Annotated in this window: 18 protein-coding genes; 7 read left to right on the forward strand and 11 right to left on the reverse strand. The window is 58.8% G+C overall.

Annotation, left to right across the window (positions count from 1 at the left end):
- The first annotated feature begins 17 nt into the window (after positions 1-17).
- Both AC2FMY_RS10810 and AC2FMY_RS10815 read left to right on the forward strand, forming a co-directional pair.
- Positions 18-560, forward strand: a complete 543-nt coding sequence (locus tag AC2FMY_RS10810; protein ID WP_496746632.1) for an NADPH-dependent FMN reductase — start codon at positions 18-20, stop codon at positions 558-560.
- A gap of 36 nt (positions 561-596) precedes the next feature.
- The gene (locus tag AC2FMY_RS10815) at positions 597-1,400 is read left to right on the forward strand and encodes an HTD2 family dehydratase (RefSeq protein WP_496746635.1); all 804 of its coding nucleotides are present in this window, start codon (positions 597-599) and stop codon (positions 1,398-1,400) included.
- A 4-nt stretch (positions 1,401-1,404) separates the two neighbouring features.
- On the opposite strand, the gene AC2FMY_RS10820 is transcribed toward AC2FMY_RS10815, so the two are convergent.
- Both AC2FMY_RS10820 and AC2FMY_RS10825 read right to left on the reverse strand, forming a co-directional pair.
- Complete coding sequence (locus AC2FMY_RS10820) at positions 1,405-1,884, reverse strand: GNAT family N-acetyltransferase (protein WP_496746637.1); 480 nt, start codon at positions 1,882-1,884, stop codon at positions 1,405-1,407.
- A complete protein-coding gene (locus tag AC2FMY_RS10825; RefSeq protein WP_496746639.1) occupies positions 1,881-2,915 on the reverse strand; it encodes an NAD(P)/FAD-dependent oxidoreductase in 1,035 nt (344 codons plus the stop codon). Before AC2FMY_RS10825 ends, AC2FMY_RS10820 begins: the two co-directional genes overlap by 4 nt.
- A gap of 55 nt (positions 2,916-2,970) precedes the next feature.
- Between AC2FMY_RS10825 and mnmC2 the strand changes: the two genes are divergently transcribed.
- Both mnmC2 and AC2FMY_RS10835 read left to right on the forward strand, forming a co-directional pair.
- On the forward strand, positions 2,971-3,636 hold the full coding sequence (mnmC2, locus tag AC2FMY_RS10830; RefSeq protein ID WP_480748606.1) for a tRNA (5-methylaminomethyl-2-thiouridine)(34)-methyltransferase MnmC2: 666 nt from the start codon (positions 2,971-2,973) through the stop codon (positions 3,634-3,636).
- Positions 3,637-3,671: 35 nt separating this feature from the next.
- On the forward strand, positions 3,672-4,502 hold the full coding sequence (locus AC2FMY_RS10835; RefSeq protein WP_480748785.1) for a DMT family transporter: 831 nt from the start codon (positions 3,672-3,674) through the stop codon (positions 4,500-4,502).
- Here AC2FMY_RS10835 and AC2FMY_RS10840 read toward each other — a convergent pair.
- The gene (locus tag AC2FMY_RS10840) at positions 4,476-6,449 is read right to left on the reverse strand and encodes a lytic transglycosylase domain-containing protein (protein ID WP_496746641.1); all 1,974 of its coding nucleotides are present in this window, start codon (positions 6,447-6,449) and stop codon (positions 4,476-4,478) included. The genes AC2FMY_RS10835 and AC2FMY_RS10840 overlap by 27 nt on opposite strands.
- Positions 6,450-6,584: 135 nt before the next feature.
- Between AC2FMY_RS10840 and dapA the strand changes: the two genes are divergently transcribed.
- Complete coding sequence (dapA, locus tag AC2FMY_RS10845) at positions 6,585-7,457, forward strand: 4-hydroxy-tetrahydrodipicolinate synthase (RefSeq protein WP_480748608.1); 873 nt, start codon at positions 6,585-6,587, stop codon at positions 7,455-7,457.
- Positions 7,458-7,555: 98 nt separating this feature from the next.
- Here the strand turns inward: dapA and AC2FMY_RS10850 are convergent, their stop codons facing one another.
- From AC2FMY_RS10850 to pdxR, 7 genes are all read right to left on the reverse strand, one after another.
- On the reverse strand, positions 7,556-8,428 hold the full coding sequence (locus AC2FMY_RS10850; RefSeq protein ID WP_496746643.1) for a dimethyl sulfoxide reductase anchor subunit family protein: 873 nt from the start codon (positions 8,426-8,428) through the stop codon (positions 7,556-7,558).
- Positions 8,428-9,177 carry a 4Fe-4S dicluster domain-containing protein gene (locus tag AC2FMY_RS10855; RefSeq protein WP_480748610.1) on the reverse strand — a complete coding sequence of 250 codons (750 nt, stop codon included), beginning with the start codon at positions 9,175-9,177 and terminating at the stop codon, positions 8,428-8,430. Before AC2FMY_RS10855 ends, AC2FMY_RS10850 begins: the two co-directional genes overlap by 1 nt.
- Entirely contained in the window at positions 9,174-11,996 is a 2,823-nt protein-coding gene (locus tag AC2FMY_RS10860; RefSeq protein ID WP_496807373.1) for a molybdopterin oxidoreductase family protein, read from the reverse strand. Before AC2FMY_RS10860 ends, AC2FMY_RS10855 begins: the two co-directional genes overlap by 4 nt.
- A gap of 64 nt (positions 11,997-12,060) precedes the next feature.
- Complete coding sequence (pta, locus tag AC2FMY_RS10865; protein ID WP_496746647.1) at positions 12,061-13,095, reverse strand: phosphate acetyltransferase; 1,035 nt, start codon at positions 13,093-13,095, stop codon at positions 12,061-12,063.
- Positions 13,092-13,838: a sulfite exporter TauE/SafE family protein gene (locus AC2FMY_RS10870; RefSeq protein WP_496746649.1), complete on the reverse strand. Its 747-nt coding sequence runs from the start codon at positions 13,836-13,838 to the stop codon at positions 13,092-13,094. The genes pta and AC2FMY_RS10870 overlap by 4 nt, the downstream gene beginning before the upstream one ends.
- A 3-nt stretch (positions 13,839-13,841) precedes the next feature.
- On the reverse strand, positions 13,842-15,614 hold the full coding sequence (gene xsc / locus AC2FMY_RS10875; RefSeq protein ID WP_496807374.1) for a sulfoacetaldehyde acetyltransferase: 1,773 nt from the start codon (positions 15,612-15,614) through the stop codon (positions 13,842-13,844).
- A gap of 130 nt (positions 15,615-15,744) precedes the next feature.
- Positions 15,745-17,205, reverse strand: coding sequence for a MocR-like pyridoxine biosynthesis transcription factor PdxR (gene pdxR, locus AC2FMY_RS10880; protein ID WP_496807375.1), 1,461 nt, complete (start codon positions 17,203-17,205; stop codon positions 15,745-15,747).
- Between the two features lie 136 nt (positions 17,206-17,341).
- Here pdxR and AC2FMY_RS10885 point away from each other — a divergent pair, with 136 nt between their 5' ends.
- Both AC2FMY_RS10885 and AC2FMY_RS10890 read left to right on the forward strand, forming a co-directional pair.
- Complete coding sequence (locus AC2FMY_RS10885) at positions 17,342-17,650, forward strand: ArsR/SmtB family transcription factor (RefSeq protein ID WP_496807376.1); 309 nt, start codon at positions 17,342-17,344, stop codon at positions 17,648-17,650.
- Positions 17,643-18,677, forward strand: a complete 1,035-nt coding sequence (locus tag AC2FMY_RS10890; RefSeq protein ID WP_496807377.1) for a permease — start codon at positions 17,643-17,645, stop codon at positions 18,675-18,677. Before AC2FMY_RS10885 ends, AC2FMY_RS10890 begins: the two co-directional genes overlap by 8 nt.
- A gap of 60 nt (positions 18,678-18,737) precedes the next feature.
- Here AC2FMY_RS10890 and AC2FMY_RS10895 read toward each other — a convergent pair whose 3' ends face one another.
- Positions 18,738-19,127 carry a hypothetical protein gene (locus AC2FMY_RS10895; protein WP_496746653.1) on the reverse strand — a complete coding sequence of 130 codons (390 nt, stop codon included), beginning with the start codon at positions 19,125-19,127 and terminating at the stop codon, positions 18,738-18,740.
- Positions 19,128-19,174: the final 47 nt, after the last annotated feature.

Below are 19,174 nucleotides of genomic sequence, written 5' to 3' on the forward strand. Positions count from 1 at the left end.
CGAAAGGGCTTTCGATCATGTCAAGACCTACCCTGCTTGGCCTCTCTGGCTCGTTGCGGAAAGAGGCTACGAACCGCAAGCTCATGCGCGAGGCAGCAAGGCTGTTCGGGCCGTGTACATTCGTCGAGGCGGATCTGAACCTGCCGCTCTACAACGGTGATGACGAAAAGGCGGACGGCATTCCCGATGCGGTCCAAAAGCTGGCCGATCAGATCGTGCAGGCCGATGCGGTGGTGATCTCGACGCCAGAGTATAACAAAGGCCCCTCTGGTGCTCTCAAGAACGCCTTGGACTGGGTCAGCCGGACTGACGGCAAGCCCTGGGCCGACAAGCCGGTTGCGGTGATGTCGGCGGCGGCTGGTCGGGCCGGAGGCGAACGCGCCCAGATGATCCTGCGCGCCTTCATGGTGCCGTTTCAGACCCGAATGCTGCAAGGTCCTGAGGTGCATCTTGCGAACAGTTCCGCCGAGTTCGACGAAGCAGGACGCCTCTCCAGCGAACACTATACAAGGACTTTGCAGATACTGATGCAGAAACTGCGGGTCGAAGCTGGCCATTGACTTGCCCGGAGCGGCGGGGCTGTTAGTGTCGGCGGCATGGATCAGGATGTTTCGCAGGAAATCCAACGGGATGTAATGGACCCGGCCCGCGCTGCCGCGTTCGAGGTGGCACTGGGGCGAGTTCCTGTGATCGGTGCAGGATCGCCTTTGCCCCCGTTCTTTCACCAGCTTTATTTCTGGACACCGCGCCCGCCTGAATACCTGGGCCGTGACGGGCATCCAAAAGTTGGCGGCGGGCTGATCCCTGATATGGGCTTGCCGCGCAGGATGTGGGCCGGCGGGCGCTTGCGGTTTTCAAGCCCGCTTCGTGCAGGTCTCCCGGCGGAACGGCGGTCGGTACTGGAAAGCGCGACCTCGAAGACAGGTCGTACTGGTCCCTTGGCTTTCGTGACGCTCAGGCATGAAATCTGGCAGCAGGACAGCCTGCGCCTGACCGAGTGGCAGGATCTGGTCTATCGCGAAGACCCGAACCCGGATGCACCGCGCCCACACCCGCCCGAGGCCCGTAGGGACGAGACCGACAGGCGCGAGGTCGGGTTCGATTCCACGCTGCTATTCAGGTATTCTGCGCTGACCTTCAATGGGCACCGGATACATTACGATTTGGACTATGCCCGCGACGTCGAAGGGTATGTGGGACTGGTGGTGCACGGTCCCTTGCTGGCGCAGCACCTTATGTTGTTGGCCGAAGAAGTGATTGGCCCCCTGACCGGTTTTTCCTTTCGCGCCTCCTCGCCGCTGATGCATTTCGAGCGCGCAGAGCTGTGCCGGAGCGGGGACGACCTTTGGGTGCGCGGCCCGGATGGCCGCGAATGTATGCGGGCGACGGCCGAGACCTGATCAGTCAGCCAACGACCTTGCACATGGTGATCGACGTGGGGCTGGAATAGCCGGGATGGGCGGTCTCTCCGGTTTTGACAAAGCCGAGACGCGTGAACGCGATGTGGTTTTCGACCAGTTCGACCCGAGTCTGCAGTTCCAGTGTCGGCAGGCCGTGCACCACCGCGCGTCTCACGGCCAGGGTCACCAACTGCCGGGCCAGTCCGGCACCGCGTTTGTTTTCGGACACTGCCAGTTTGCCGAGGTAAAGCCGATCGGACTTGGGCGTCAGAAATACGACCGCATGTGGGGGTCTTCCGATGGTCCAGATTTCACCCTCGGTGGCTTGCTGGCGTATACTCGCTTGGGTCAGGCGGTGCACCGAGGATGGCGGATCGATCCGGCCTTCCATGAAAGCAAAGCATTCGCTGATCAGCGACAGGATTTGCGGGATAGATGGGTCATCCGGTCCAACTCGCCGCGGATTCTGGTCAGTTCCGCTCACAAGGACGCCTCGGGTCGGAAGTCATCGGGAATGTTGTTTTGATCCTCGAGGATCAGATCGGCCATCACCTCGGCCACTTTCGGGGCCATGCCAAAGCCGATCTTGAACCCGCCATTGGCAATGAACTGGCCCTTGTGCAGCGGGTGTTGCCCCAATATCGGCGCGCGGCTTTTGCTGCGAGGGCGGACCCCGGCCCAGCGGTCGATCACCTCGGCCCCATGCAGGACAGGCACCGCCCGCATGGCGCGTTCGATCACGTCGTCCAGCGCGCTGTCGGTGCTGGTCGGATCGTCATAGTCGCGTTCCGACGTCGAGCCGATCGCCAGTGTTCCATCGGCATGTGGCACGATGTGGATCGCATCCGCGAATATCTGTGACACCTCACCGGCATGGAAGCGGAGCAGCGCGGATTGCCCCTTGACGCCGTTGCCGACAGTCTTGCCATAGGCCCGGTTTAACTCTTCCAGCCCCGCAACGCCAGTTGCATGCACCACCCGACCCGAATCAGGGGCATCAGCCACGACTTCGACACCCATCACGGAAAGTGCGGCCACCAGTGCCGCACCCGCTCGCCTGGGGTGCATCCGAGCGCTCAGCGTATCGTGAATGACATGGCCAGTGACGCTGGGTGGGCACCATGATCCGAGCTTGGCCACCGGCACGACCCGCCACTCGGCCTGTCCTTGCCACAGCTCGCGTGCGGAGATCTCACGCTGTCTGGCAAGCTCCAGAGACCGAACGTCGGCAATCGGCTGAAGCCGTCCAAGGCGACCGTAGCCGGCAGATACGCCGCCCGTCGACTCAACCTGTTTCCAATAGGGTTCCGCCATGATCAGGCTTTCGAATTGAAAGGCTTTCTTGGCGTTCCAGTTCTCGGGGACATGTGGCGCCAGTGCGCCAACAAGGCCGCCACTTGATCCCGCGCCGGGACCGAAAGGGTCGACCACCTGCACCTTTGCCCCGCGTCGGGCGCAGGTCCACGCGATGGAGAGGCCGAAAACACCGGCGCCGCGAACCGTCACATCGACCATTGCCAATTCCCCGTTCCTTGTTCAGTGTCGCGCCGCCTTGCTACAGGATATCACGATGGCAGACCAGCGCGCCAAATTGACATGGACAGGGGACGCGGTGCCCGTGTCCCAACGGTTCGACGATCCCTACTTCTCGCTGCAAAACGGGCTGGAGGAAACCCGGCATGTCTTTCTGGCGGGCAACGATCTGCCTGCGCGGTTTACACCTGGCTTCCGGATTGCCGAACTGGGCTTCGGCACCGGTCTGAACATGCTGACAGTCTGGTCGGAATGGGAAAAAGCGGGGCAGGCCGGCCGGCTTCAGTTTACCAGCTTCGAGGCGTTTCCCATGGATTTGGCGGATATGGAAAAGGCGCTGCAAGCCTTTCCTGAACTTGACCAGTGGAGCAGCCGGTTTCTTGCCCATTGGCGAGGCGGCGCATGCGATCTTGGCACCTTGCAGCTTGAAGTGATCGAAGGCGATGCGCGGCAAACCGTAAGAGGTTGGGCAGGCGAGGCCGAGGCATGGTTTCTGGACGGGTTTTCCCCTGCCAAGAACCCTGAATTGTGGGAGGCGGATTTATTGGCCGATGTCGCAAACCACACAGCAACCGGTGGCACGGCTGCTACTTATACCGCAGCGGGCTTTGTCCGCCGGGGGCTGGAGGAGGCGGGGTTTACCGTCACACGAATCCCCGGCTATGGCCGCAAAAGACACATGACGCGGGCTATCAAAGCGTGACGCAAAAGAACAACATTCCGGCAGGTATTGCCCTGATGATTGGCGCGACAATCGTATTTGCGCTGCAAGACGGCATTTCGCGCCATCTGGCGGGAACCTACAACACCTACATGGTCGTCATGATCCGGTATTGGTTCTTTGCCGCGTTTGTAATTGTCCTGGCGGCACGGACGTCCGGTGGGATTCTGGCGGCAGCGCGAACCAATCAGATTGGCTTGCAAATAACTCGGGGGTTGCTGCTGGCGGGCGAAATTTGCGTGGCCGTCTTTGGCTTCACGGTTCTGGGTCTCATTGAAAGTCAGGCAGTTTTCATTTGTTATCCTTTGCTGGTCGCCGCACTCAGCGGACCGGTACTGGGTGAAAGCGTCGGTTGGCGGCGCTGGGCGGCCATCGGCGTCGGCTGTGTGGGAGTTTTGATCATTCTCCAACCAGGCATGGGCGTATTCAACCCTTGGGCGATCGTCCCTTTGATTTCAGCCCTAATGTTCGCCCTGTATGGCCTTTTGACACGCTATGTTGCCCGTCAGGACGGCACAGCAACCAGTTTCTTCTGGACCGGAATTGCCGGCGCCGTGGCGATGACAGCGGTTGGCATGTGGTTCTGGGAACCGATGATCAGCCGTGACTGGATGTGGATGGCGCTGTTATGCGTGACCGGGGTTACGGGGCACTGGCTGCTGATCAAATGCTATGAAATGGCCGAGGCAAGCGCAGTTCAGCCCTTCGCCTATTTCCACCTGGTGTGGGCCGCCATTTTGGGCATTACCATTTTCGGAGAAACTCTGCGCACGGCTGTGATCATTGGCGCGGGGCTGATCGTTGCCGCCGGTTTGTTCACCTTATGGCGCGAACGACAGCAGCGTTGAACCGACAAGCTCCTGCGAGAATGGAATTGGCAACGCTGGTTTGCCCAGCCGAGCACGATAGACTGGCAGACTTTCCGTGACCCGCATGACATAGTTCCGTGTTTCGGAAAACGGGATGTGCTCGATCCAGTCAATCACGTCGATCTCTCCGGCCCTCGGATCGCCGAACCGTTCCATCCACGAGATCGGTCGCCTTGGCCCGGCGTTGTAACCAGCTGCCATCATGACCACGTTGCCGCCAAGATCGGCGGCAAGGCCGGCCAGATAGTTCGCGCCAAGTTTGGCGTTGTACCTCCAGTCCGAGGTCAGCCGGTTCGTCTTGTGCCCGCTGAGAATACCCAGATCCTGTGCAACGATTTTTGCCGTGGCAGGCATCACCTGCATCAATCCGCGGGCACCGGCACCGCTGATCACAACCGGGTCGAACTCGCTTTCGCGACGAGCGATCGCGAGCGTCATTTCCTTAGCCATCGGAAGACCAAGATCGGCGATGGGGTGCAGCGGATAGTAGGCTGCAGGTAACACAATGCCAGTCTGAGCAGCCCGTTTGGCGATCATCACGGCGACGTGGGGCTCGTCCATTTCCAGTGCCATGTCCCCAAGCTGCGCGGCTTGCGTTTCATCCAGGCTTTCCACCAAATGGGTGAGAAACCGCTCTGCCAGATCACGCTCGCCGGCCTGCAACAATAGAAGCCCCGCCTCCAGAACACTGGATTCGGCAAATTCCGCCTGTTTCCAATGCGGCGCGCGCCGCGGCAATGCCAAATCTGGGTCAAAAGCGCGACCTATCCGTTCGGCAGCAAGAAGCCCGTAGAAAGAGGTCTGATGCGCGGCCCCCGTGGCATAGGCTTCATAGGCTTTATCAGCATCCCCAATCTCGGCATAGGCCCGGCCCAGCCAATACCCGGCGCGGCCGACTGAGATCGGCGAGTCCACTGCTTGCGAGAAGTTCTGGAAATGGCGAACAGCGGTGCCGGGATCGTTCAGCTTGCGCAGGGCAAGGAAGCCGGCCAGCCATTCAAGTTCCGCGTAATCATACCCTAAGCCGGGGGTCATGTGGTGGCGGGACGCGATGTCATAGGCGATTTTGTCTTCACCGTTCCGCATTTTCAACCGGGCCAGGCGGGCGCGTCCTTCGGCCCATTTCCCAGGCTCACCCAGCGTCTCAGGGCTGTTTGATCGTTGCAGCATCAATTCGATGGCGCTGTCATCAAGTTCCTTCCGGTCGCGCCAGACAAATCGCTCATAGGCCAGACCCGGAGAATTCGCCAAGGCTTTTGGTACTTCGGCGATCCGGGCGTCCACACCTGGCGCCATACTGCGAAGATCGATCCGTGCCCGTGCCAACTTGCGTTGATTCTCGCTGACCAAGGGCAGCATCTGCTTTGCGCTGATCAAGTGGCCATCCCACAGCATGCGGTCCAGACGCGCCTCGTGATGCGGTTTCAGCAAGGTCGAGAAATTTTCAAGGTAATTTCGTTGCAGCCCCGGCCCCATCGGCATCGTACGCCATGCCATGACGATATCCGCCTCGGCATCGCCGCGCATGCCTTTGGACATCAGTGCAACCGCGTGATTCAAGGCGCCTTCCGCAGTCTGCGGCGGGATATTGTCATAGAATTTCAGTACACGATCCGGATCGGCATTCGTAAACGAGGGCTCACTTTGTCGCCGCAGCCAATCAAGGCCGGGCCAATCCGCGCGGCGGTCCAGAAACACAAGGGCGTCACCCGATTCGCCATATCCCTGGCGTAGCCAGTGCCACACGATGATATCGCGCGCGACCGAACCGCGCTGCCCCGCCGCCTGCAACGCCTCGTTCCAGTTGTCATTCCGCATTTCGGCAAGAGCCAGCCGCAGATCGTCGACAGTTTCCGCGTGTGCAGGTCCCGACAGGGCCATGCAGCACAGAATCACCCCTGCGATCGTTCTCAGAATGCGTGTCATCCCTTGCAATTCCCGCCAAACCAAGGATACAGCCATTCACGATAAACCGTGCGGCGGCAGGATCAACTCACAATCTGTTCGGCGCGCATTTCCTGCGGTTCGCCCGCTTACGCTGACACTTTGGGAGCACACTTCATGTTCAAAGGCTCTATGCCCGCGCTCGTCACCCCGTTCCACAACGGCGAGTTGGACCTGGACGCGCTCAAACATCTGGTGGAATGGCAGATCGAACAGGGCTCGACGGGGCTGGTGCCAGTTGGAACGACTGGAGAAAGCCCCACGCTGACGCATGAAGAACATGAAACCGTGATATCCGAAGTGGTCAAGGCGGCTGCGGGCCGGGTTCCGGTGATCGCCGGAGCGGGATCGAACAACACCGTCGAGGCCATCCGTTTTGTGCAATTTGCCGAAAAGGTCGGGGCAGATGCGGCGCTCGTGGTGACGCCTTACTACAACAAGCCCACCCAACGTGGACTGCTGGCACATTTCAACACTCTGCATGACTGCGCAGATATTCCGATCATCATCTACAACATCCCGGGCCGCTCTGTCATCGACATGACGCCTGCCACCATGGGCGAACTTGCCAAACTGCCGCGCATCGTCGGTGTCAAAGACGCCACTGGCGATCTTGCACGCGTCAGCCAACAACGTGCCACCTGCGGACCGGAGTTCTGCCAGCTTTCGGGTGAGGACGCCACCGCACTTGGTTTCAATGCACATGGCGGGGTCGGTTGCATCTCGGTCACCGCGAACGTGGCACCGAAGCTTTGTGCCGAGTTCCAGCAGGCCACGCTTGCGGGTGACTACGCCACGGCGCTGGAATATCAGGATCGCCTGATGCCGCTGCACGAGGCAATTTTCATTGAGCCCGGCCTGGTCGGTGCGAAATATGCGCTCAGCAAAGTGGGCCTGTGCAGCGAAGAGGTTCGCTCGCCCTTAACCGGCCTCGAAGACAGCACCAAGACCGCCATAGACGCAGCCATGGCGCACGCTGGCATTCTGTAAAAGGACAAACGGCGCTTTTCGGCGTTGCCTTCTCGCTTCTTTCTGGTCCGAAATACCCCGGGGGTCTGGGGGCAGCGCCCCCTGAGCAATCGCGAATTTTAACGTTTGCCGTAATAGAGGCCCACGACGTGTTCAGCTTGAGCAAAGAACAACCATCGCGATACAGCAACACCAGCGAGATGGGATAGTACCGCCAGCAAGGCAAACACGTGGTTGAAAGGCATCAATAGCAACAGGATTGGCAGGAAAAATGCCAAGCCAAATGCGATGATTCTAAGTTTGACGGCATGCTTTCGCCCCACGACATGTACGAATTCGCGCAGCAGATAGTTGGTGCCTGTATGCGGCGGTTCGAAGGAGCGGACTTTACCACGCGAACCCAGACCGGTTGCCGTTCCGAGGTTGGTACCTGACTGTTCCAGTGCGTGATCACCCTGTTTCCAGTAGGCGAGTTGAACCAGCGCAGCGATCAGCAACAATACCAAAGCGGCCCTGATCTGCCCGCTCAGCAATGCGCCGCCAGCCAGGCTGAACGACAGGAACATCGCGGGTGTCAGTTTCATGTTCCAGCGGGGGATAGTCTTGAGTTGAGTGTAGATCATGGAGGTGGTGAAAACCGTCGCCAGTGAAAACACCGATCCGACGAGACCCAATAGCGTCCAGCGCTGGCCAAGGAAGATCACGCCAATAGCATAGAGCCCCATGACCACAAGCGCGACAACCGCGCAAACGCCTTCGCGTGAAAGCCAGCTGGTTTTCCACTGGGTGAACGCTTTCCACGCTCTTTCCGGATGTCCGAGGTGAAAGGTCGACGCCAGAAGGCCGGCCACCGCGAGGCCGAAACCTACGGCAAACAGAACAAAAGCGACCACGCCAGACACCGCCGGAAGCCCGAGGCCAAGAAAGAACAGCAGGCCGAAGCCAAGACCCGACAGCGTGGTAAAGATGATGACGGAAGGTGCGGGATGCATCAGAGTTTCTCCAGTGCCTTGTCGAGCCAGCCAAGAAAACCTTTGGGTTCTTCGGCTACAGGTGCGAGCAGGGGGGCGAGTATGTCAATCTGGTCCTCGATCCTGTCCTTGGGTCGGGGGGGCAGGTATTTGTTAACCGGCTTGGTTCCCATTTCCGGCATCAGGTCCATGCCTCCACGTTCGGCAACCAGTTTGGAAACATCGCTTTCGGGATCCCCCAGATCGCCAAAATGGCGAGCTCCGGCCGGACAGGTGCGCACGCAGGACGGGATACGGTCCACCTCGGGAAGGTTTTCGTTGTAAATCCGGTCGACGCAGAGGGTGCATTTCTTCATCACCCCTTCGGCCATGTCCAGTTCGCGTGCGCCGTAAGGGCAGGACCAGGCGCAAAGCCCGCAACCTATGCAGTCACTTTCATTGACCAGCACAATTCCGTCCTCGGCCCGCTTGTAGCTGGCGCCAGTGGGGCAGACTGTGACGCAAGGCGCATCCTCGCAATGCAGGCAGGATTTGGGGAAATGGATAAGCTGCGCATGTCCCTCTGCGGGTTGCACTTCGTAAGAATGCACCCGATTCAGGAACGTTCCCGACGGGTTACCGCCATAGGCATCCTGATCGCTGAGCGGGGCGCCATAGTTCTCGGTGTTCCAGCCTTTGCATGAGATAACACAGGCGTGGCAGCCGACACAGGTATCCAGGTCGATGACCAGACCCATTTTGCGCTCGGTGGATTGGGGAAGCTGGGTCATTTGCCTACCTTCCAAGCCAGATTTTTCGGGCCGGTTCCGACCGGCGATTTGATCGGGTCAAAAGTCGGCTGGCTTTCACCCATCTCTTCCGGGTTCGCCGCTTTTTCAATTCTTACCTTGAGGTCGAACCATGCCGCCTGCCCGGTGATCGGGTCCGAGTTGGCCCAACGCATCCCATCACCCTTGGGCGGCAGCAATTCATGGATCAGGTGGTTGAGCAGGAACCCCTTGGTTGCTTCGGGCGCATCGGGTTCCAGTGCCCAAGCGCCTTTGCGCTTGCCGATGGCGTTCCATGTCCAAACGGTGTTTTCGTTCAGCGCGGCCATTTCCATCACAGGAACGGTGATGGAACCGTGTGGCGAAGACACTTTGGCCCAATCTCCGTCTTTCAGCCCGTGTTCCCGCATCAGCTTGGTGGGCACATACAGGGGGTTGCGGCCATGCAACTGGCGTAGCCACGCGTTCTGTGTGCCCCAGGAATGATACATCGCCATCGGACGTTGGGTCAGGGCATTGACGGTAAAGCCCTCGTTGCCGGTTTGATCGGTTTCATACCAGATAGGCAGCGGGTTCAGTCGCTCCTTGATCTGCTCGCGCAGATGATCAGGCGGCTGTCGGTCGCCATACCCTTCGGCCGCCAGCTGAAACTTGCGCATCGGCTCGGAGTAGAGCTGGAACAGATAGGGTTGCGGGCTGTCATAAATGCCCATGCCAACGGCCCAATCCTGATAGGCCGTGTTCCATGGTTTGTAATACAGCGCCTCTTCAGGCACATGTTCTATGAAAAAGCCGCCGTTTTCGATATAGCGTTTCAATTGGTCGGGGTTCACTTCGCCCCTACCGGATTTATCCCCGTCCGGCCCTCGGAAACCGGCAAGCGGTCCGATGCCCGGTTTGCGCTGGTGGTTGACCATATAGTCGGCATAGTCGGCGTATTTGGCCGAACCATCCTCGTTGGTGAATCCAGGCAATTTCAGCTTGTTTGCCAGTTGCACCAACACGGTTTGGAAACCGCGCACATCACGGTCCGGTTCGATTACCGGCCAGCGAATGGCGTCGGCCGCGCCATCCGCTTCGCAGATCGGACGATCAAGCAGCGAGATGCAATCGTGCCTTTCCAGATACGTGGTGTCGGGCAGGATCAGGTCGGCATAGGCGACCATCTCGGACGAATAAGCATCCGAATAGATGATGCGCGGAATCACATACTCGCCGTTTTCATCCTTGTCAGTCAGCATGTCCATGACACCCTTGGTGTTCATGGTCGAGTTCCACGACATGTTGGCCATGTACATGAACAGCGTATCGATCTTGTAGGGGTCGCCCGCATGTGCGTTCGAAATCACCATGTGCATCAGCCCGTGGCTGGACATCGGGTTTTCCCATGTGAACGCCTTGTCGATGCGGGCAGGACTGCCATCCGCCTTTAGCGCCAGATGTTCGGGGCCACGCACAAAGCCCAGATGTGGACCATCCAGCGGTGTGTTCTTGGTTACCTTGCAGTGGGGCGTCGGATGCGCTTCGATCGGTTTCGGATAGGGCGGTTTGAAGCGAAACCCTCCGGGAACCTCGACGGTTCCGAGTATGATTTGCAGGAAATGCAACGCGCGACAGGTCTGAAACCCGTTGGCATGCGCCGAAACTCCGCGCATCGAATGCATGGAAACAGGCCGCCCGATCATCTTGGCGTGCTTTTCGCCCCGGAAATCCGTCCACTCCTGATCCAGCTCGAAAGCCTCTTCGAACGCCACGCGGGCCAGTTCCCCTGCGATGGCGCGGATACGCTTGGCGGGGATACCGCATTTTTCCGCAACGGATTCTGGGGCGTATTCTTCGCTGAGATAGCGCTCGGCCATCAGGTGAAAGACCGGGCGATGGATCACGCCGTCTTTTTCATAAACCGCCGACAGATCGGGGCGGACGCCGGACTTGTCGAACGGGGCAAGTTCGCCAGTGGCGCGGTCAACGACCAAAGGCTTCCCATCTGCGTCGCGCAGAAACAGACCATTGTCGGGACCATCCGAGGCGTTGATCAGGACCGGAGCGTTGGTGTAGCGACTGAGGTAGTCCAGATCGATCTTGCCGGCCTTCATCAGAACGTGAATCAGCGACAGGATGAACAGCCCGTCGGTGCCGGGCGTAATGCCGACCCAGTCGTCCGCCACAGCATTGTAGCCCGAGCGGATCGGGTTGACGCCGATTACCCGCGCGCCACGTTTCTTGATCTTGCCGATACCCATCTTGATCGGGTTGCTGTCATGGTCTTCGGCGACCCCAAACAGCATGAACAGCTTGGTATGCTCCCAGTCGGGCTGGCCGAATTCCCAGAATGCGCCGCCCATCGTATAGATTCCGCCAGCGGCCATGTTGACCGAACAGAAACCGCCATGGGCAGCATAGTTGCAGGTGCCGAAATTCTGTGCCCAGAAACTGGTGAAGGATTGCGACTGATCGCGACCGGTGAAAAAGGCAAGTTTTTCCGGGTCATTCTCGCGCAGAGGCTTCAGCCAGCCGGTCGCGATATCCAAGGCCTCGTCCCAACTGATTTCTTCGAACTCTCCCGAACCGCGCGGCCCCACGCGCTTGAGTGGTGCACGCAAGCGCGACGGTGCATTGACCTGCATAATGCCCGCTGATCCCTTGGCACAAAGCACCCCCTTGTTCACCGGATGATCCCGGTTACCTTCGATATAGGCGACCTTGCCGTCCTTCATGTGCACGTTGATGCCGCAACGGCAGGCGCACATGTAACAGGTGGTCCGCCGGATCTCGTCCGAGACTTTGGGCGAGGTATCTAGGATCGGCTGCTGATGGGTCATTGGCGGGTCCTGCTGGTTGGTAAAGGGAACAAGTTCTAAGGCTATTTGAGATATTGGAACGTCGTCACGATATTTTTTGTGTTTCCGGGAGGGAGTTTTGCGTGGCCTGCAGAATGGTAACGGCAATGATCTGAGTTACGTCCTCTGCGCTGCAGCCGCGGGACAAGTCGTTGGCTGGTTTGGCGAGCCCCTGCATGACTGGCCCGATAGCCGAATATCCCCCCAGCCGCTGGGTGATCTTGTAGGCGATATTTCCGGCATCAAGATCCGGGAAAATCATGACATTCGCGTGCCCGGCGACTGTGGAGCCCGGAGATTTGCGTTCCCCAACCGACGGAACAAAGGCGGCGTCGAACTGTAACTCTCCGTCCGCTTCCAGATCGGGGCGATTGGTTTGCAGAAGCTTGGTGGCCTCAGTCACCTTGTCCACAGCGGGATGTCTGGCGCTGCCCTTGGTCGAGAAGCTGAGCATCGCAATCTTCGGTTCCTGACGCAGAAGCGCGCGGCAAGACTGAGCGGAGGCCACAGCGATAGAGACCATTTCCGATGCGTTGGGGTCGATCACGAGGCCGCAGTCGGAATACAGCATCGCGCGTGCCCCTACGGTGGCGTTTTCGGGCGGGTACATCAGGAAAAAGGAAGACACCATCCCGGCATTGCGTGCTGTTCCGATGACCTGAATGGCAGCCCTTACGACGTCGCTGGTCGTGTGCACGGCGCCGCCCACGGTTCCGGTCGCGCGACCCGTGCGAACCAGCATGGCGGCATATGTCAAGGGATCTTGGACCGCCACGCGGGCCGCCGCTTCGTCGACGCCCTTGTGCTTGCGCAATTCATGAAAGATTCCAGCGAACTCGTCGGTAAGATCCGATGATGCGGGGTCGTGAATAGTCAACCCTTCGCCCTGGCTTGCGCCTTCGGTCTGCAAGGTTGCCTCGACCTGGGCCTGAGGCCCAACCAGGATGATATCGGTCAGACCCGCGTTGTGCGCGGCAAGTGCCCCTGCAACAATTCGCGGATCACTGCCCTCGCTCATCGCGACAACCGGGCGGGTGGTCGGAGGGTTTTGGCGAAGAAGATCAATGGGCAAAAGCGTCATACCAAAACCTTCAGGATGTTGAGGATCGAAAAAACGGATAGCATCAGAACCACGAATTTGCGGAACTGGGATTGCGAAGTCTTTGAAAACCGATGCGTTCCCGCCCAGATACCTAACCCAAGGATGGGAAATGCTAGAACGACGCCAAACACGGTATCTGACGTAACCAGACCATTCGCGGCCATGACCGGAAGCGTCATCAGGTCAATTCCGGTCAGAAATACGATCATCGTCGCCCGGAATACAGTTGCTGGGATGGGTTGGGCGGTCATGAAGGCCGCAACCGGCAGTCCACCCACGCCAGCGCTGTTGGCCATTCCGGCGAATATCCCGACACCGATATGACCAGAACGCCCGATCGGCCGTTGAAACTGCCAGCCGCTAAGCAGAAGCAGGCTTAGAACCAGAATCAGGCAGGATACCGCGATGCGCGCCTCCTGTTCACCCAGTCGCGCCATGACGTATACGGCCGGAACAATGGCAATCCCTGCCCCGATCAGAAGAGTGGTCGCCCGTTTCCAGTCGATATGAGGTCGGATGTCGCGCGCCTGAAAAACAGTCATCAGAACTTCGCAGCAAAACACCACGGGGATAAGTGGGATCGGATTGGTTGTCAGTGCCGCGAGGATGATGAAGATCGCGGAAAACCCAAACCCGGAATATCCGCGAATAAAGGCCGCCGCGAACAGCGCGGCGGCCAGAAAGCCCCCTTGGCCCAGTGTGAGGTCAAAGGGAAGGGTCATGTATCAGACCTGTTGCGGCTTCATGTCGGCCCTGTCGATGCCCGCAACCTTGACAGGCTTCTTCATCGCGTCGCGACGGAAAGGCTCGCCCAGTTCCTGGTTGATCATGGCCTCGATCAGGGTGGTGATACCGTTTTTCTGATCCTTGATCGCCTGGTCCAAGGCCGCGGTCAGCTCGTCCTGGGTGCGGGCAATCACGCCTTTCAGGCCGCAGGCATTGGCGATACCGGCGTAAGACACCTGAGTGTCCAGTTCGGTGCCGACAAAGTTGTCGTCGAACCAAAGGGTGGAGTTGCGCTTTTCAGCACCCCACTGATAGTTGCGGAAGACGATCTGGGTCACGGCGGGCCATTCTTCGCGGCCGATGGCGGTCAGTTCGGTCACGGCAATACCGAAGGCACCGTCGCCCGAGAAGCCGACAACCGGAACGTCCGGACAGCCGATTTTCGCGCCCACAACTGACGGCAGGCCATAGCCGCAGGGACCGAACAGGCCGGGCGCCAGATATTTGCGGCCTTCCTCGAAGGACGGGTAAGCATTGCCGATGGCGCAGTTGTTGCCGATGTCGGAAGAGATGATCGCCTCTTTCGGCAGCGCTTGCTGGATCGCACGCCATGCTTTGCGCGGGCTGAGCCAATCGGGTTTGGCGGCACGGGCGCGCTCGTTCCAGGTGGTGCCCGGATCATCCTGCTCGTGGTCCATCGAGCTCAGCTCTTGCGCCCAGGCCGACTTGGTGTGGGCGATCAGCGCTTTGCGCTCGTCGCGGCCTGCATCGCCTGCGGTATCTGCCAGTTTCTCCAGGATGGTCGTGGCAACCTGTTTTGCATCTCCGACGATGCCGACGGTGACTTTCTTGGTCAGGCCGATGCGATCAGGGTTGATGTCAACCTGGATGATCTTGGCGTCAGCCGGCCAGTAGTCGATGCCATAGCCCGGCAGGGTCGAGAACGGGTTCAGGCGGGTGCCCAGAGCCAGAACAACGTCAGCCTTGGAGATCAGTTCCATTGCTGCCTTGGAGCCGTTGTAGCCCAGAGGGCCTGCGTGCAGCGGGTGCGAACCCGGGAAGGCGTCGTTGTGCTGATAGCCGCAGCAGACTGGTGCATCCAGGCGCTCGGCCAATGCTTTGGACTGTTCAATCGCGCCGCCGATGACCACGCCTGCGCCATTCAGGATGACAGGGAACTTGGCGTTGGACAGCAGTTCGGCCGCCTGATCCAGCGCCTCGGCGCCGCCTGCGGGGCGTTCAAACTCGACAATCTTCGGAAGCTCGATATCGATTACTTGCGTGAAGTAGTCGCGCGGCACGTTGATCTGGGCCGGAGCAGAGTTGCGCTTGGCCTGCATGATCACGCGGTTCAGGACTTCGGCCATGCGGGAGGGGTCACGGACCTCTTCCTGATAGCAGACGCAGTCGGCAAAAGCGCGCATCTGTTCCATTTCCTGAAAGCCGCCCTGGCCCATAGTCTTGTTTGCGGCCTGCGGAGTCACCAGCAGCAGCGGGGTGTGGTTCCAATAGGCGGTCTTGACTGCAGTCACGAAGTTAGTGATGCCGGGGCCGTTTTGCGCGATCATCATCGACATCTTGCCGGTGGCGCGGGTGTAACCGTCGGCCATAAAACCGCCAGAGCCTTCGTGGGCACAGTCCCAGAAGGTGATGCCCGCTTCTTCGAAAATGTCCGAGATTGGCATCATGGCCGAGCCAATGATTCCGAACGCGTGTTCGATACCGTGCATCTGCAGTGTTTTGACGAAGGCTTCTTCCGTTGTCATTTTCATGTGTAAGCGCTCCCAAACAGGATGAGTGAGTCCCTGAAACGGTTGTCTCAGGCGATTGCAATTGGTTTTGGCGTAACGAGGGGGAAGTCGTTAGGGCCAGTCGAGGTGGCAGGCTAAGTCCAGAGTTGCGTCATTCCCGAGCTATTGCGGCAGCGATGCATTCGATTCCTGGTGCGATCCGTTCATTTGAAATCGAGGAATAGCCTAGGCGATAGTAGTTTCTGGGACGTGCTGGTCCGGAAAAGAATGGCTCTCCCGGTTCGATGTGAACGCTTTGGCTGCGCAGGGTGTTTGCCAAGGCCGTCGTGTTGACGTGCTCGGGCGCTTTCATCCAGAGTGACGAGCCACCATAGGCGCCTCGTCCGGCGATGGTCAGGCCTTGTTGAGCGATTGCCGCCTCGATTGTCTTGCGTCGCTCCAGCAGCGCGTTGGACATGCGGCGGATTTGAGCGTCGTAGTGACCCAGAGACAGAAAATAGGCTGCAGTGCGCTGTATGTGGCCCGGTGGGTGCCGCAAGACAAGCGAGCGCAACGCGCGGGCTTCACGGATGAAGGGTTCTGAGCCGACCATGTATCCCAGCCGCAGACCGGGGAAGAGCGATTTGGAGAAGCTTCCGACGTAGATCACGCGCCCATCCTTGTCGAGCGACTTGAGGGCAGGGGAGGGGGCCCCCAGAAAAGCGAGTTCGAATTCATAATCGTCCTCGACAATCATGGCGTCGATTTCCTGCGCGCGTTGCAGCAGTTCCCGCCGCCGCGCGATCGGCATTGTCGCCGTTGTCGGGCATTGGTGGCTGGGGGTAGTGAAGATGACGTCGGTATCATCGGGAATGGCGTCTGGCGGCAAACCATCCATGTCGACCCTCAGTGTGGCCATGCGGCAGCTCGATTTCGCCAAAAGCTCGCGCAAAGCGTAGTAGCATGGGTCTTCTATTGCGGCTTTTCGATCCGCGTCCAGCAGAACGCGGGACGCGATCCAAAGGGCGTTCTGCGCCCCGAGTGTGATCAGGATCTCTTCGGGCCTGGCTGTAATCCCACGTCGGGGCAGTGTGTGGCGGGCGATAAATTCAATGAGTAAGGGATCGTCTTCGTCGACATAATCTGCCGTGAGCGATGCAAAATCCTTGTGCCCCAGTGCACGGACTGCACATAACCGCCAGTTGGCGTGATCAAAGAGCGTAGGATCTGCCTGACCATAGATGAAGGGATAGCGAAAGTTGCGCCAGTCCCGCGGCTTGGGCAAAACATCACCGCCGGAAAACCGGCGTGCGATCGAATGACCCCAATTTACCGTCTCCTCACCGCGTTGCATCGGTGAATAGGTCGGCGGGACAGGTGCATTTTCCGAAACGTAATAACCTGACCGCCCTTTTGATACGAGATAATCGTTCGCCAAAAGCTCGGTATATGCCAATGTCACCGTGATGCGACTGACACCCAGATGGCTGGCAAGCTTTCTTGATGAGGGCAGTTTTTCGCCCACGTGAAAACGTCCGGACAGAATGCCCTCGGCAATCATCTGTTGAATCTGGGCTTGTAGCGTGCCTTGTCCGTCAGATTTCAGAAAGAATGTGTCGACCGATATCCCCATGAGGTTACCTTAGAGTGGACCTAATTTGGGTGCAATCTGGACTTACCGAGTGGAGGCAGAATTTTCGGTTTTTGGTGGGTTGATTTGAGTTTTAAAACTATATAACTAGAAATATAGTTATAACTGGAGCCTGAAAATGTGGGAAACAGCTGCTGCAGGGTTTTCGGCCATGGGGTCGGAAGCGCGACTGAAAGTTCTGAAGACGTTGGTTCGGGCAGGTGTGCCAGGTTTGTCCGTCGGCGAAATCCAGAACTGCACCGGGATTCCGCCATCAACGCTTGCTCATCATCTCAAGTTCCTTGCTGCTGGCGGTGTGGTCGAGCAGGAAAAACAAGGTCGAAGCACCATCAACAGGGCTCGGTTCGAAGAGTTGAGGAAGCTTGCGGACTTCATCCTGAGCGAATGCTGTGCGGACACCCAATCAAAGGCGGCAAACGATGGCTGATTTGACACAAACGCCGGTTCGACCTGCAAAAGTGCTTTTTACCTACCTAAAAACACCGTGGTCGGCGATTGCAATGATCCTGGCTTGTGTCGCGGTCCTCGATCCGGGAAACTGGGGACTGGTTGTGACATTTGCGGCGAAGGCCCTGGCCCATACTAGCCAGTACATTTTGTTCGCGGTGCTGCTTCTGGCATACCTCAAGGCAACCGGTGCCGAAGTCCTGATCGCGCGCGCCTTTGAAGGGCGAGAGTCTCGAATGATCATATTGGCCGCCCTGATCGGGGGGTTGGCACCGTTCTGTTCCTGCGAGGTTATTCCATTCATCGCGGGGCTTCTGGCTTTGGGTGCGCCATTGTCGGCAGTCATGGCCTTTTGGCTCAGTTCACCTTTGATCGACCCGCCGACCCTGCTGATCACGGCAAGTGCCCTGGGATGGCCTTTTGCCATCGGCAAGGCCGTGGCAGCGGTGGGATTGGGCCTGTTCGGTGGTTTTGTCGTCAGGGCATTGATGGCCCGTGGTGTGTTCGCGGCCCCGTTGCGCGTGTACAAACCTGCAGGATGCTGTGGATGCGGGCTCAAAAAAGCAGATATGCCGATGTGGCAGTTCTGGCAGGACCCGGAACGCAGAACCCGGTTTCGCGCCGAATTCGTTCACAACGGTTTCTTCCTGCTGAAATGGCTGGCATTGGCCTATGTGCTGGAAGCCTTGTTGGTCATCTATGTTCCCGCCGATTTGATCGCCGGTGTCGTCGGGGGCGAAGGGGTGGGGCCGATTGTCGTGGCAGCTCTGGTTGGCATGCCGGCCTATTTGAATTCGTACGTCGCGCCGCCCTTGTTGGCTGGACTTGTGGAGCAGGGGATGAGCGCGGGCGCCGCGATGGCCTTTATGGTCGCGGGTGCGGTCAGCTCCATTCCGGCAATGGCGGCGGTCTGGTCGCTCGTCAAACCCAGAGTCTTTGTGATGTATCTTGGGCTTGGTATAAGTGGCGCGATCGTCGCCGGGGTCACGTTCCAATTGATTATTTGAAAAAGACCCTCCTGGTCTGGAGACTGGGAGGCTCGCTTCAGATGAAATGCCAAACTCTGGTCAGCTTTCGCTGCAATATTTCGGTAATTTCAGGCGATACCGGGGATTGCCGCTGTCCACATAGATCCGCTTTTCGATACAAGCCGTTGTTCCGACCGTCTGGGCAATTTCTCCCTCTGTCGAAGTAATCGATGTTGCTGAACCGTCAGGCAGACGAACCGAGGTGATCACTCCTTGGCTCATATCGCCGTTGACGGCAGTCGCCGAAAGTACCGGCACCGTTATATACGCTTCGTGTTCGTGGGCTTCGTCGCCGCCGAACAGCAGCAGTCCAGTCAGAATTGTGACCAGTCCGGCAACTCCAAGAACGGCAAGTCCTTTGGTTTGAAGAAATACGTATACCGACACCGCGCGATGCGATCCGATCAGTTTGGAAAGCAGTTCCAGCATGAGAAATCCGGGTTAAGAAAGCCCCGGAGCAATCTCCGGGGCTTGTT

Source organism: Ruegeria sp. YKSE079, assembly GCF_059612845.1.

What these genes read in the sequence shown, in the direction of transcription:
- AC2FMY_RS10835 (WP_480748785.1), top strand. Translation starts at nt 3,672, where the DNA reads ATGATTGGCGCGACAATCGTATTTGCGCTGCAAGACGGCATTTCGCGC.
- AC2FMY_RS10810 (WP_496746632.1), top strand. Translation starts at nt 18, where the DNA reads ATGTCAAGACCTACCCTGCTTGGCCTCTCTGGCTCGTTGCGGAAAGAG.
- AC2FMY_RS10825 (WP_496746639.1), bottom strand. Translation starts at nt 2,915, where the DNA reads ATGGTCGATGTGACGGTTCGCGGCGCCGGTGTTTTCGGCCTCTCCATC.
- pdxR (WP_496807375.1), bottom strand. Translation starts at nt 17,205, where the DNA reads ATGGGGATATCGGTCGACACATTCTTTCTGAAATCTGACGGACAAGGC.
- AC2FMY_RS10895 (WP_496746653.1), bottom strand. Translation starts at nt 19,127, where the DNA reads ATGCTGGAACTGCTTTCCAAACTGATCGGATCGCATCGCGCGGTGTCG.
- AC2FMY_RS10860 (WP_496807373.1), bottom strand. Translation starts at nt 11,996, where the DNA reads ATGACCCATCAGCAGCCGATCCTAGATACCTCGCCCAAAGTCTCGGAC.
- AC2FMY_RS10815 (WP_496746635.1), top strand. Translation starts at nt 597, where the DNA reads ATGGATCAGGATGTTTCGCAGGAAATCCAACGGGATGTAATGGACCCG.
- pta (WP_496746647.1), bottom strand. Translation starts at nt 13,095, where the DNA reads ATGACGCTTTTGCCCATTGATCTTCTTCGCCAAAACCCTCCGACCACC.
- xsc (WP_496807374.1), bottom strand. Translation starts at nt 15,614, where the DNA reads ATGAAAATGACAACGGAAGAAGCCTTCGTCAAAACACTGCAGATGCAC.
- mnmC2 (WP_480748606.1), top strand. Translation starts at nt 2,971, where the DNA reads ATGGCAGACCAGCGCGCCAAATTGACATGGACAGGGGACGCGGTGCCC.
- AC2FMY_RS10890 (WP_496807377.1), top strand. Translation starts at nt 17,643, where the DNA reads ATGGCTGATTTGACACAAACGCCGGTTCGACCTGCAAAAGTGCTTTTT.
- AC2FMY_RS10855 (WP_480748610.1), bottom strand. Translation starts at nt 9,177, where the DNA reads ATGACCCAGCTTCCCCAATCCACCGAGCGCAAAATGGGTCTGGTCATC.
- dapA (WP_480748608.1), top strand. Translation starts at nt 6,585, where the DNA reads ATGTTCAAAGGCTCTATGCCCGCGCTCGTCACCCCGTTCCACAACGGC.
- AC2FMY_RS10885 (WP_496807376.1), top strand. Translation starts at nt 17,342, where the DNA reads ATGTGGGAAACAGCTGCTGCAGGGTTTTCGGCCATGGGGTCGGAAGCG.
- AC2FMY_RS10870 (WP_496746649.1), bottom strand. Translation starts at nt 13,838, where the DNA reads ATGACCCTTCCCTTTGACCTCACACTGGGCCAAGGGGGCTTTCTGGCC.
- AC2FMY_RS10840 (WP_496746641.1), bottom strand. Translation starts at nt 6,449, where the DNA reads ATGACACGCATTCTGAGAACGATCGCAGGGGTGATTCTGTGCTGCATG.
- AC2FMY_RS10850 (WP_496746643.1), bottom strand. Translation starts at nt 8,428, where the DNA reads ATGCATCCCGCACCTTCCGTCATCATCTTTACCACGCTGTCGGGTCTT.